This window comes from Chengkuizengella axinellae (assembly GCF_030730905.1).
Taxonomy (GTDB): Bacteria; Bacillota; Bacilli; order Paenibacillales; family KCTC-33759; genus Chengkuizengella; species Chengkuizengella axinellae.
The window spans coordinates 229,281-242,106 of the sequence record NZ_JAVAMP010000002.1 but is presented as its reverse complement, the minus strand read 5'-3'; the positions used below and the strand labels follow the sequence as shown (position 1 = coordinate 242,106).

Annotated in this window: 16 protein-coding genes; all 16 read right to left on the bottom strand. The window is 33.8% G+C overall.

What is annotated here, in order from left to right:
- Positions 1-70: 70 nt before the first annotated feature.
- Complete coding sequence (gene spoIVA, locus Q5Y73_RS06725) at positions 71-1,549, bottom strand: stage IV sporulation protein A (RefSeq protein WP_305991093.1); 1,479 nt, start codon at positions 1,547-1,549, stop codon at positions 71-73.
- Positions 1,550-1,953: 404 nt separating this feature from the next.
- Positions 1,954-2,676: a YphF family lipoprotein gene (locus Q5Y73_RS06720; protein ID WP_305991092.1), complete on the bottom strand. Its 723-nt coding sequence runs from the start codon at positions 2,674-2,676 to the stop codon at positions 1,954-1,956.
- A 30-nt stretch (positions 2,677-2,706) separates the two neighbouring features.
- Entirely contained in the window at positions 2,707-3,048 is a 342-nt protein-coding gene (locus tag Q5Y73_RS06715; RefSeq protein ID WP_305991091.1) for a 2Fe-2S iron-sulfur cluster-binding protein, read from the bottom strand.
- Positions 3,049-3,645 (bottom strand): nucleotidyltransferase domain-containing protein, encoded by a 597-nt coding sequence (locus Q5Y73_RS06710; protein ID WP_305991090.1) that lies wholly within the window; start codon positions 3,643-3,645, stop codon positions 3,049-3,051.
- A 54-nt stretch (positions 3,646-3,699) separates the two neighbouring features.
- Positions 3,700-4,068, bottom strand: coding sequence for a 2Fe-2S iron-sulfur cluster-binding protein (locus tag Q5Y73_RS06705; protein ID WP_305991089.1), 369 nt, complete (start codon positions 4,066-4,068; stop codon positions 3,700-3,702).
- Between the two features lie 18 nt (positions 4,069-4,086).
- Positions 4,087-4,266, bottom strand: coding sequence for a DUF2768 family protein (locus Q5Y73_RS06700; RefSeq protein WP_305991088.1), 180 nt, complete (start codon positions 4,264-4,266; stop codon positions 4,087-4,089).
- Positions 4,267-4,483: 217 nt separating this feature from the next.
- On the bottom strand, positions 4,484-4,783 hold the full coding sequence (locus tag Q5Y73_RS06695; protein WP_305991087.1) for a stage VI sporulation protein F: 300 nt from the start codon (positions 4,781-4,783) through the stop codon (positions 4,484-4,486).
- Positions 4,784-4,843: 60 nt separating this feature from the next.
- Entirely contained in the window at positions 4,844-5,890 is a 1,047-nt protein-coding gene (locus Q5Y73_RS06690; protein WP_305991086.1) for an NAD(P)H-dependent glycerol-3-phosphate dehydrogenase, read from the bottom strand.
- Positions 5,891-5,973: 83 nt separating this feature from the next.
- Complete coding sequence (plsY, locus tag Q5Y73_RS06685) at positions 5,974-6,567, bottom strand: glycerol-3-phosphate 1-O-acyltransferase PlsY (protein ID WP_305991085.1); 594 nt, start codon at positions 6,565-6,567, stop codon at positions 5,974-5,976.
- A gap of 12 nt (positions 6,568-6,579) precedes the next feature.
- Positions 6,580-7,899, bottom strand: coding sequence for a ribosome biogenesis GTPase Der (gene der / locus Q5Y73_RS06680; protein ID WP_305991084.1), 1,320 nt, complete (start codon positions 7,897-7,899; stop codon positions 6,580-6,582).
- A 131-nt stretch (positions 7,900-8,030) separates the two neighbouring features.
- The gene (locus Q5Y73_RS06675) at positions 8,031-8,636 is read right to left on the bottom strand and encodes a YphA family membrane protein (RefSeq protein WP_442548607.1); all 606 of its coding nucleotides are present in this window, start codon (positions 8,634-8,636) and stop codon (positions 8,031-8,033) included.
- A gap of 121 nt (positions 8,637-8,757) precedes the next feature.
- The gene (rpsA, locus tag Q5Y73_RS06670) at positions 8,758-9,975 is read right to left on the bottom strand and encodes a 30S ribosomal protein S1 (RefSeq protein WP_305991082.1); all 1,218 of its coding nucleotides are present in this window, start codon (positions 9,973-9,975) and stop codon (positions 8,758-8,760) included.
- 180 nt (positions 9,976-10,155) lie between these two features.
- Positions 10,156-10,734, bottom strand: coding sequence for a lysophospholipid acyltransferase family protein (locus tag Q5Y73_RS06665; protein WP_305991081.1), 579 nt, complete (start codon positions 10,732-10,734; stop codon positions 10,156-10,158).
- Positions 10,715-11,431, bottom strand: coding sequence for a (d)CMP kinase (gene cmk, locus Q5Y73_RS06660; protein ID WP_305991080.1), 717 nt, complete (start codon positions 11,429-11,431; stop codon positions 10,715-10,717). Before cmk ends, Q5Y73_RS06665 begins: the two co-directional genes overlap by 20 nt.
- Positions 11,432-11,774: 343 nt before the next feature.
- Positions 11,775-11,969: a hypothetical protein gene (locus Q5Y73_RS06655; protein ID WP_305991079.1), complete on the bottom strand. Its 195-nt coding sequence runs from the start codon at positions 11,967-11,969 to the stop codon at positions 11,775-11,777.
- 59 nt (positions 11,970-12,028) lie between these two features.
- Positions 12,029-12,679: a flagellar brake protein gene (locus Q5Y73_RS06650; protein ID WP_305991078.1), complete on the bottom strand. Its 651-nt coding sequence runs from the start codon at positions 12,677-12,679 to the stop codon at positions 12,029-12,031.
- Positions 12,680-12,826: the final 147 nt, after the last annotated feature.

Here is a 12,826-nt window from a genome sequence, read left to right as displayed (position 1 = left end):
AAATCGGTTCTTTTACATCTATTTATTTTTCTTCTTTAGGAAAACAAACTTCTATCGGAGTTGTTCATTCTTATAAGATAATAGCTATTAGTCCGCCTGATCCTTCGTTCGTAATCCTTCCTAACGTTTCTTGCAGCTTGTTTCTAGCATTTTCTGGCATCATGGCTAGTTTTACCTGAATGCCTTCTTGCACAATAGACTGCAATGATCTTCCAAAAATATCTGAATCCCAAATTCTTACAGGATCATCTTCATAGTCTTGCATTAAGTATCTTACAAGTTCCTCACTCTGTTTTTCAGTTCCAATAATTGGAGCAAATTCTGATTCTACATCTACTCTAATCATATGAATAGAAGGAGCGATAGCTTTTAATCTTACTCCAAATCTTGAACCTTGTCTGATCAATTCTGGTTCTTCTAAAGTCATATCTTCTATTGGTGGTGCTGCAATTCCATAACCTGTCGCTTTTACCATCTCAATACCTTCAGCATAATGATCATACTCTCTTTTGGCATGGCTAAATTCTTGCATCAATTGAAGCAAATGATCCTTACCTCTTATTTCTACTCCAACTACTTCCATTAAAATTTGATCATACAATTCATCTGGAGCGTACAAATCAATTTCAGCTATCCCTTGCCCCATGTTCATACCAGCCAGGGAGGCTCTATCAATAAAATCAAACCCTTCAAAATTACCTACAACCCTATCTACATCTCGAAGTCTGCTTATATCTTTAACGGTCTCCCTTACACTTTCTTCAAAATTAGCTCTTAACCAATGATTCTCATCTAAAACCATAACCCAGCTAGGAAGATTCACATTCACTTCATGCACTGGGAACTCGAATAGTACTTCTCTTAACACGGAAGTCATTTCCCGTTCTCCCATGGTATCTACACTCATAGGCATTACAGCAATATCATATCTGCTAGATAACTCTTCACACAGCTCAATTGTTTCCGGATGCTCTGGATGAGTAGAATTTACAATTAGAATAAAAGGTTTGCCTACTTCCTTCAATTCATTAATTACACGTTCTTCTGCTTCAAGATAGGATTCTCTATCAATATCCGTAATTGATCCATCTGTAGTAATGACTACACCTAGTGTGGAATGCTCTTGAATCACTTTTCTTGTACCTATTTCTGCGGCTTCTTGAAAAGGTATCGGATCCTCAAACCACGGAGTATTAATCATTCTAGGGCCATTTTCATCTTCGTACCCTTGCGCACCTACAACAGCATATCCAACACAGTCTACCATGCGCACATTTACTTCTAAGCCTTCATCTACAGTAATCTTCACTGCATTATTTGGAACAAACTTAGGTTCAGTTGTCATGATGGTTCTACCAGATGCACTTTGAGGTAATTCATCCTGAGCCCTTACTCTGTCAGCCTCATTAGAAATATTTGGTAACACGATGGTTTCCATAAATCGTTTAATAAAAGTAGATTTACCTGTTCGAACCGCACCTACTACCCCTAAGTAAATATCCCCACCTGTCCTTTCTGCGATGTCTTTAAAAATATCCACTTTTTCCAAAAAGATCCCCTCCTATACAAGGTATCGTACATTCAATTGGACTAGTAACAATATATGTAGCAAAAAAATGAATATGACTGAATTTTTGAACAATCCAGCCCGATTTGTTGACTTGTAAAAATACTTTTTAACATATCCTCTGAAAAATATATGATTATTATGAGAAAATATTCTTTATATATTTCAAAAAAGAAATAGTATCCTAAAGTATAAGAGGTTATTGAATCTTTCTTTAATGAATGATTTGTTAAACCTTAATTTTAGAAATCATCATTAAAACAACCCATAGAAGTGAAGTAATGCTCTGAAGAATAATCCTATTACTTTTGCGGGGCGCTAAGCCAATATGAGGATGGAAAGTTATACTTTCATATACTCTAAAAAAACCGCTATTAAGCGGTCTTTTAAAATGTATTTACAATTGTAGGTTGTTCATTAATCCATTCATAAGGATTGGATTTAACGGGTACAAATATAGAATTTTCAACTAAAACATTTCGCAAATCTTGGTCAAGGATTATATTATTTTTATCGGAACTCTCTATTTTTTTCAAAATATCTATACCATAATCCACTTTTACAATACCTGAAGTATGTACGATTGGGCTTAAATATATTTCTGAATAAGGACTTTTGATCTGCAGTCTTTTTTGACCTAGTTGATCAAAATCTATACTAAACCAGTTTTCATATATTTGCTCGCCTTTGGGTAGTTTTCCATTGTTATCGCTAATATAGAGCATAATCTCTCGTTCAAGAGTATTTATTTTTTGAAAAGAAACGATATCCATTAATTTGACCGTAGGATCTTCCTCAACATTAACCAGTACAAAATAATAATTTCCGCCATTTTCAAAGGCAACAGGTGGAATTTGCCCGAGATATGCACCTAATTTAGTAAAATCAATGATATATTTTTCATAAATCGGTGTATCCATCTCACTATTTTTTATCGGAAGCAATCCACCAGAGACTTCTTGATAGGCATCAACAGCAGTTTGAACTATTGTAATTGATTCTCTAGTTGCTCCAATACTTTTGTCTCCCCTCATATCATCTGGATACATACATCCTGTACTTAGTAAAATAATAAATAAACTAATAAAACTAAGCCATATTCTTTTCATATTATCATTCCCTCATCTTCACAAAATCACTTATATCCCTTGATCCATTTCATTGCGTAAATGCGCTTGAACCACTTTGCTTAATGGACTTTCTGGTATTGATACAGTTACTTTTTTATTTAAAATACGTGTTTGACATGCTAATCTAATGTTATCTGAAATTTGATCATGGCTTAACTTGGTTTTCTCATTTTCTGTTAGAGGAACAAGTGCTGAGGGGTTGTCAACTTTGACCTTACACAACAAACAAGCAGCATTTCCACCACAGCGTGCAGAAATAGCAATTCTTGCCCGTCTGCTAGCTTCTAACAAAGTTACTCCTGGCTTCACCTTTATTTTTTTATTATGAGGCAAAAAAGTGATTTCAGACATTTACGATTTCCTTTCCTTCAGAGGCTCACCTAACAATGCGCTCAATTTTTCGACATGTATTTCATCTAAATGATTTCGCTTTAATATTTCAAATAAAGCAGGAAAATACAATGAACGATTTGTTTTCATTTTTTCTGCTGAAGCTATATATCGGTCTGGTCTATCTCGCAGTATGTTGAAAACAAATTCATGTGCTAAAGGCATAACCTTGATCATTAGACCATTCACATTTACAGTAGTGCTATAATCTTTCAAAATATTCATATCAACTATATAATCTGACTTCAAAACTTGCACACTAAAATCTGCAACAAATTCCACTTCAATTCCACCCACTTCATAATGACTCAGTAATGATCTAAAATGATCTGATTCACTATAATGTGGTTTATCCAGAGCATAGGGTTGCAAGAGAGAATGAATAACAGGAGAATATTTTGACTTAATTTGGATATCTAAATCATTCGGGTCTGCATTTAAAGAGATATTTTGTAGTACTAAGCTGCAACTCCCTGCCACGTACCAGTCCACCTCTGAATTTTCCAATTTTTTGTAAACAAATGTTAGACAATCATTTAATGATTTTGATAACAGCAATGATGCCACACCTTTCGATTCATTTTCATAAGTCCCGTAGCTATTTATCATGAACTACGAGTTAAAATATGTTTTATTCATCGCTTTAATAGCTCCGAATTTCACGATTTCTGCTTGACATCCAAGTCTGTAGCCTTCTTTGATTTCCTGCAAATCCAATCTAGATTTCTCTGCTGAATTCACTTCACTTAAAAATTCAGCCCCTTCTTCTACGTAACATCGACATCTTGCACAGTTTCCATTTGTGCAAGCAAACTGCCAATCAATGTTATGTTTCAGTGCGAGATCCAATAATGTAAATTGAAGCTCTGGCTTCACTTTTTCTTCTTTAAATTGACCTTTTAACTTTACAATCAACTCATCCTCGTTCTGTTGCATCTCCTCAGAGGATTTATTTTTATTAAAAAATAACTTTCTAAACAAATGCTTGTCCTCCCCAGTTTATACTATTGAAATTAAACCAAGAAAAAAGGAACATATTAATATAAAAACTGCAACTGTCGATAAAATTAACCGAATGAATCCCTTTGTTTTTGCTCGTGCGAATGTAATTAAAACTGAGGCCAAAACCATAAATCCAATTGCATAAAGTGACAGCCACATTTTGTCCATTGCGTCCATTTTTATCTAGCTCCTAATCATTACTATTTCATTAATTTTCATCATCTACTATAACATATAACAATAACCCGAAAAAGTAAGATAAATGGAAGGACTGCCAACTTAATGAATGATCTCACACTTACGTCTATTATTTGATCAATATAATAAATGCCAACATTTATAGATACACAAAAAAAGCATAAGGATGATCACTTAAACCTTATGCTTTCAAAAATCACTTCTTTTTTTTCATCATACCATGCATCATTTGCTCTAATTGATCTGGATTAAATCCGCTTCCTTTAACAGCTTTTATAATTTCATTAATCGTATTTTCTGAAACAGGAACATTTACCATTTTAGAAACATTCATAATCAATTCACGCAATTTTTTCTCACTTTGTAATGTAGAAGGTTTAACACCATCTGCTATTTTTTCAATATCTTTAAAATTTACTTTTTTACCCGTTTTTTTCTTTACAACATCCAAGACGTTATTAGATAATTCTTTTTCTTTTTTTCTGCCCTTACTCATACTAACCCTCCTTATTCTGTGCTACTGCATCTTATGAATAAAGAGAGTAATTCGTGTAGGCTATTCCACCCATTTTTTGGATGATGGTTTTGCTATATCCTCCATTTCATGGGTTTTTACACGCCCCATCAGATCTTCAACTGCAAATTTGGGCTCTTTTCCGTTAAATAATACTTTGTACAATTCGGTAGTAATGGGCATTTTTATATCGTGAATTTTGGAAAGCTCATAAGCTGCTTTGGTTGTTTTTATTCCTTCTACAACCATGCCCATTTTTTCCAATGTTTCCTCCAATGAATTGCCTTGAGCAAGCCAATAACCAGCTCTCCAATTACGGCTGTGCTTACTCGTACAAGTTGCAACTAAGTCTCCTATTCCTGCTAAACCAATAAAAGTTAATGGATTTGCCCCCATAGAAACACCTAATCTCGCAATTTCAGCTAATCCACGTGTGATTAGAGCTGCCTTTGCATTGTCCCCAAAAGATAATCCATCAGACATTCCTCCGCCTAGAGCAATAATATTTTTTACTGCTGCACCTATTTCAACACCAATAATGTCTGGATTTGTATACACTCTGAAATAAGAATTAATAAACAAATCTTGAACTTTCTCAGCTATATTTAAATTCACTGAAGATACGACAATGGTCGTAGGTGATTTTTGAATTACTTCCTCCGCATGGCTAGGTCCTGAAAGTGCAGTGATATTATTCTCATCCACATTGGTTAATTCTTCAGCAATCACTTGAGACATCCTTTTTAAGGATTTTTCCTCAAAGCCCTTAGTTGCATGTACAATGAGATGATCCTCATTTACATAAGGTTTTATTTTGGAAGCTACCTCTCTCATTCCTGAAGAAGGTGCTACAATAATTACAGCAGTTGTTCCATGCATTGCTTCTTCAATAGAAGTAGTTGCTCTTATATTCTCCGAAAGTAAAATATCAGGAAGGTATTTACTATTTGTGTGATTACTATTTATTTCTTCAACTTGCTTCTCATTGCGCGACCAAATGACAACCTCTAATCCATTATCTGCTAAAACTGAGGCTAATGCTGTTCCCCAGCTGCCAGCTACGAAAACGGAAACTTTTTTATTTGACATATTGTCCCCTCCATCTCTTTTGAAAGAAACGATTTTATGTAATAGTATTGAAGTTTAGCTTCTCCTCACTTTTGTGGGTGCCCTTACCCTTTCTGACCGACCTTTCGCTCTTGACCCTGAATAATCCTTATTATGTTAGACCTGTGACGAAACCATGCAAATAACCAAATGGCTATACTTAAATAAAAAATTTCAACTGCATCACTAAAAATAAAAACAGAAATTGGCAACAACAATGAAAATAATAATGAAAAAAGTGAAACATAACGCGTAATAATTAAAAATACAATCGAAATAAGCCCAGCATATAATGTTGGTAAGAAAGCAATTGTTGCTGCAACCCCGATGGTAGTAGCAATTCCTTTTCCACCTTTAAACCCGAAAAACACCGGCCAATTATGACCTGCAATCACAAATAATCCACATAAAACTGGGACAAGCAATTCATTAGGAGTAAACCATTCTCCAATCCATACCGCTAAGATTCCTTTAAATACATCTAATAGCAGTACTGCTATTCCTGGTCCAACACCTATAACTCTTAAAGCATTGGTTGCACCTGCATTCCCACTTCCGTGATTCCGAATGTCAATCCCTTTCAACACTTTAGCTGCAATCGTACTAAATGAAATGGAACCCAATAAATAACTTATTAAAATAGGTAATATGAAATTCACTGACCCAACCCCCTACTCATCTTGTGACTTTCTACGTAAAAATATTTGAATAGGCGTTCCTTCAAAGTTGAACGACGAACGTATTCTGTTTTCAATGTATCTTCTATACGAGAAGTGCATTAATGCTGGATCATTCACAAATAAAACAAATTTAGGCGGTTTGATTGAAACCTGCGTTCCATAGTTTATTCTTAATCTTTTACCTTTATCTAATGGAGGCTGATTCATTGCTACCGCATCTGAAATCACATCATTTAATGCACTAGTTGAGATTCTCAAAGCATGCTGATCTGCGACATAATCAACTAATGGCAGTAATTTATGCAAACGTTGATGAGTTTTAGCAGAGACAAAAAGAATTGGAGCATAGGCCATAAATTGAAACTGCTCTCGTATTTTCGTTGTGAATTCTTGTAGAGTCTTGTCCGATTTTTCTACAGCATCCCACTTATTCACAAGAAAAACAGCTGCTTTTCCAGCTTCATCAGCATATCCTGCAATATGTTTATCTTGTTCGATAATGCCCTCTTCCGCATTTATAACAATTAATACTACATCAGAACGTTCAATCGCTCTCATCGCTCTCATAACACTATATTTTTCCGTTGTTTCATATACCTTCCCACGTTTGCGCATTCCTGCTGTATCGATAAGCACATACTCTTGTCCATCTTTTTCAAAAGGAGTATCTATAGCATCACGTGTTGTTCCAGCTTGATTGCTTACAATAACCCGTTCCTCTCCAAGAATAGCATTTACCATTGAGGATTTACCTACATTAGGTCTTCCGATTAAAGAAACTCTGATGACATCTTCATCATAATCATCTTCCTCTTGAACTGGAAGAGATTCCACAACTTTGTCTAATAAATCACCTATCCCTAAACCGTGTGAACCTGAAATTGGATATGGATCTCCAAATCCAAGTGAATAAAATTCATATATGTCATTTTCACGCTCTAGATTATCCACTTTATTTACAGCTAGAACAATTGGTTTTTTTGATCTAAACAACATATTTGCTACTTCTGAATCAGAAGGGGTTATACCTGACTTCACATCAACCATAAAAATAATGGCGTCTGCTTCTTCAATAGCTAGTTCAGCCTGCGCTTTAATGGATTGAGTAATCTCATCTTCACTAATTTCTATCCCACCTGTATCAATGATACTAAATTGTCTATCCAACCATTCAGCGTTAGCGAAAATGCGATCACGTGTTATACCTGGTTTATCTTCTACTATAGATACTCTTTCACCTACAATGCGATTAAAGATCGTTGACTTGCCAACATTTGGCCTTCCAACAATCGCTACAATTGGTTTAGTCAAATTACGTTCACTCCTAATCTAATTCCTCATGAATAATATCATATCAAAGTTATATTTTGAAGGCCATAGCAATAACATATTAGTCATTAACAACTAACATACTTCTTCTGTTACATATGTGATAAACTTTCTTAACTCCTAATCTTAATAAAATACTGTTTGAATGTCTGATACGCTTTACTTACGGTTTCAGAAATAAATCTACATATGATAAAAGTAAGCATCCAAATATCGTATAATTCAAAAGTTCCTAATTGTGTTGGTAGGTGATACAAAGTGAAATAAGATAAAATAAAATCACCAAGGATTATCCCTATGGTTATCACAGCAAATTGTTCTAATGAACTTTTAACTAATACCGCAGTTAACATGGCTAAAACAATGGCTGCATCAACAGTTGGATGATAAATAATAAACATAGGATCCATAAAATAAAGCTGCTGAAATAATACGTACAAAGTACTAAAAAAGATCATAAAAGTTAAAGAATGAAATGAAATAAATCGAGTTTTCTGGGATAAATAGATGTATGTTGAAGTCAATAACATAATCAAGTAACTTAGGTTTACATAAGTATTAAATAATGGGATATCAATAAACAAAAAAAGGCTCCAAACTAACATAAAAACAAGTATGGTTTTTCTTGAAACCTCTTGAATAATTTGATTCTCCCACCCAAAAAACACCAATATATATGTAATACTTAAGAGTAAAAATGATAAATAGCCAGGATTCATTCTCTTCACCGCTTTTTACTCTTATATTTTGAAAAAAAGTTCTATTTTACTCAGATAGAAGTAAAAAATCGGCGAACTCACTTTGAGACCGCCGATTTTTATTAGAATGATGAAATTAAGATTATTTCAATTTACTTAACTTATCTCCAAAACGTTCACCTAAGGTTAAATTCAAACCTTTATTTTCAATTAAACCTTCATAGTTCTTCTCTTCTTTACGGCTTCTTTCTGGCTTTTCTGAAGCAGCAGGAGCTTCAATCGTTTCTTTAATGCTTAAGGAAATCCTTTTCTCTTTTGGGTTGATTTCAAGGATTTTCACATCTACTTCTTGTCCTTCTTTTAGAACTTCATGAGGAGTTCCAATATGGTTATGTGAAACTTGAGAAATGTGAACTAATCCTTCAACACCTGATGAAATTTCTACAAAAGCTCCAAATTGAGCAATACGCTTTACTTCACCTTTTACAATATCTCCAGCATTAAACTTATCTTCTACAGTTTCCCAAGGACCTGGTTGAGCTGCTTTTATACTTAAACTGATTTTTTCATTTCCAGCATCAATTTTTAGAACTTTAACCTTTACCTTATCCCCTTCACTGACAACATCGGAAGGTTGTTCTACATGTGACCATGATAATTCAGAAATGTGGACTAATCCATCAACCCCACCTAAGTCAATAAATGCACCGAATGGTGTAAGACGCTGAACTGTTCCTTCAATCTCTTGACCTACTTCTAACGTAGACAATACTTCTTTTTTCTTTGCTGCAAACTCTTCATCTAAAACATCTCTTTGTGAAAGGATAACCTTATTATTTTCTTGATCTAATTCTTTTACCTTTACTCTTAATGTGCGGCCTTTGTAATCAGAGAAATCTTCAACAAAATGTCTTTCAACCATGGATGCTGGTACAAAAGCACGAACACCTAAATCAACAACTAATCCACCTTTAACTACATCCGCTACGTTTGCTTCAAAAACTTCTTGGCTTTCAAAAAGAGTTTGTAACTCTCCCCATGCCTTTTCACTTGCAACAGCTTTTTTAGACAAGATTAATTTCTCATTTTCATCATTAATGCTTACAACTTTACATTCAATTTCTTGATCTAATTCTGCACCTTCAGCTGCATTTTCTAAATGAATGGAAGATAATTCACGAATAGGAATGATACCGTCATATTTATAACCAATATCAACAATAACTTGACTATCTTCTACTTTAACAACTTTACCTTTTACTATATCCCCTCGTTGAATGACATTAACATTTGCCATATCCTCTTGTGTAACTGTTTCTGCAGCCTCTTGCTCTTGTACCACTTTTGTTTCCTCTGTCATTTAATTTACCTCCTAGTGCTATATCTGATTGTATAATCAGATCGTTCACTGTATATTTTATTAATTAATATCTGTGAATAACAGAATTAAATCACTAACTCTTCATAATATAAAGCATTTGTAGATATTGTTCCATATTCAAGATTACATTTATTCAAAAAAAATAAATTAATCTTATTACTAAGTATTTTTTTTAATTAAAATTTCTATATTAGACATAATTTTATCAGTAGCACGCTCTAAACGATCTGGCTCTGAATTTTCCTTAAATTCACTTAAATCCACTGGTTCTCCATAAATAATTTTTAATTTGCGAAATGGAGTATAGCTTCCAATAATTGCAACTGGAATTACCGTTGCTTCAGATCGCAATGCAAAACTGGCTGCACCTTTTTTTCCCATACCCAGTGATTTCCTTCTAGTTCCTTCAGGAAATATTCCAAATACTTTTCCTTCATTTAGAATCTTGATTGTATTTCTAATAGATTCTCTACTCACACCGCCACGTTTAACAGGAAATGCTCCTAATTTAGCAATAAGTGATCCTAAAACTGGAATTTTAAACAATTCTTCCTTTGCCATAAAATGGACTTCTCTGTCAACTGGTGTTCCTACAAGAGTAGGATCTAATAAATTAACATGATTGGAACAGAGCATCACTCCACCTTGTTTAGGGATGTTCTCTTTACCTACTACTTTTAATCGATATATGAGTACATACAAAATTCTTAAAATCAATCTAATCGTTTTGTATAACATGATTATCCCCACCCATTTTTTTAATGCATAACTCTTTAATCGTTTGCACAACCTCTAAAATGGTCATGTTAGTACTATCGACTTTAATAGCATCTTCTGCCATTTTTAATGGAGAAGCTTTTCTCTCTAAATCCATTTGATCCCTTAATGAAATATCTTTTTGAAGCTGTTCCAAGGAAATGGCTATCGAAGGTGATTTTTCCAGCATTTCTTTATATCTTCTAGAAGCTCTTTCCTCTACACTAGCTGTCAAAAAGATTTTCACCTCTGCGTTAGGAATTACATGGGTTGCTATATCTCTCCCGTCCATAACAACACCTTTTGAAGATGCAAGTTGCTGCTGTTTCATCACAAGCAATTTTCTAAGTTTGCTAACCCCGGCAAATTTAGAGACCTGTTGATTTATTTCATTGGATCGGATTGATTGAGTTACATCCTTACCGTTAACGATAACTTTTTGACCATTTTCTTCAGGAATCAATTCAATATCCAAACCTCTGGTTAATTCAACGATATCGTTTTCTTGATCAGGAAGAATCCCATTATTCATAGCCGTTAAGGTAACAGCTCTGTACATTGCACCTGTATCAATGTATACATACCCTAATTCATTAGATACTAACCGTGCAATTGTACTTTTTCCAGCCCCCGCAGGACCATCAATAGCGACATTAATCTTATTGCGTTGCTGGATCAATGGAGTCACCTCCTTTAAGTCGAATGATTATGTAAATTAGAACTTTATACAAATGGTATTCTGATGTATTTGTATAATCCTTATCTAATTTCAGTAAAATATTCCACAAGAATAAGACAAACATTTAGGGTTACCCCAACCTTATCAAACTGATTAGGGGCCCCATACACCTATACCTATTACTTTTGCGGGTTATGAGCCAATGCCAATATGGTCTAGTAAACTAACTCTTTCCTATACATTCAAAAAAAGCAGGCAATGCCTGCTCTGATGAAGATTGTATCATAAAATTATCATTTTTGCAAAATCATTTACTTTTATTGTAATGCTTTATTTGATCCTATTATTCATAGGGAATACCTTCTAATTTTTCAACGTTAATTAATAATAAACGAACATATTCAAATTGAGACAATAATTGTACTGTGATTAATACAATTGTAAGTACAAACAAAAATTTTATTAAATATTTTTCAACTTTTGTAGAAAAAGCAATATAGATTTCTTCAAATCTGGTATGATTTCTTTGATTTGACATGTGATCACCTGTAAAAAATAGATGACCTTATTTTATGTAAAAAATAAAAATATCATTCATCATTTTTTGCGTAACTCTAACTGCCTTTCAAAGCAATATCGAATAATTGATCTTCGGTCTTCTTCATCTATTTTCATAAAATGTAACATAACCTTTGTTCTGTCAGAATCCAGTTTTTTCATCCTTAATACCTTTCCTTCAAAAGGGATATGTTGAATATGTTCATTTTTATGTTGAATGAGCAACCAGCATCGAAAAGATTGATTAACTTCAACTTGTTCCTCACAAATGAATGCAATTCCTCCCCCACTAATGTCAACTGTCTTAGCTAAAAATCGATGGTGATTAGAAGATTGTAAAGCAAGCTCCAAGTTAGCTGGAACTCTCAAATATTTTCGATCATCGATATGTATGAATTCATCAGGTGATGGTTTTTTTATTAAAATTTGTCTAATCCCTTCTTTTTTAGTTCCAATTACAAATGAGGAAAAGCCATACTTCACATCGTCCTCAGAATTAAAACGAACAAACAGCTCGACTCCATCCTGCAAATGCCTGAATTTTCCGCTTTTTATTTCAGTTGGCATTTCGATAAAGATCATATTATTTTGAATATCAGAAATTCTAGTTTTATATAAAATAGTATCATTGTTTTCCAGTTCATCATTAGGCTGTATTTCCAGCAATAATATATGACCGATTTTCAGCATCAATGCCTCACCCCAAAAATTTAAATCGTAACTGATACTTAAAATTATATCAAAATAATACGAATGATGTAGATAAAAATTTAAATCCCCCAAAACCACTTGGAAATCTTTGATTTCACGCTGGTTTTAGAGGATTTATTCATTGAG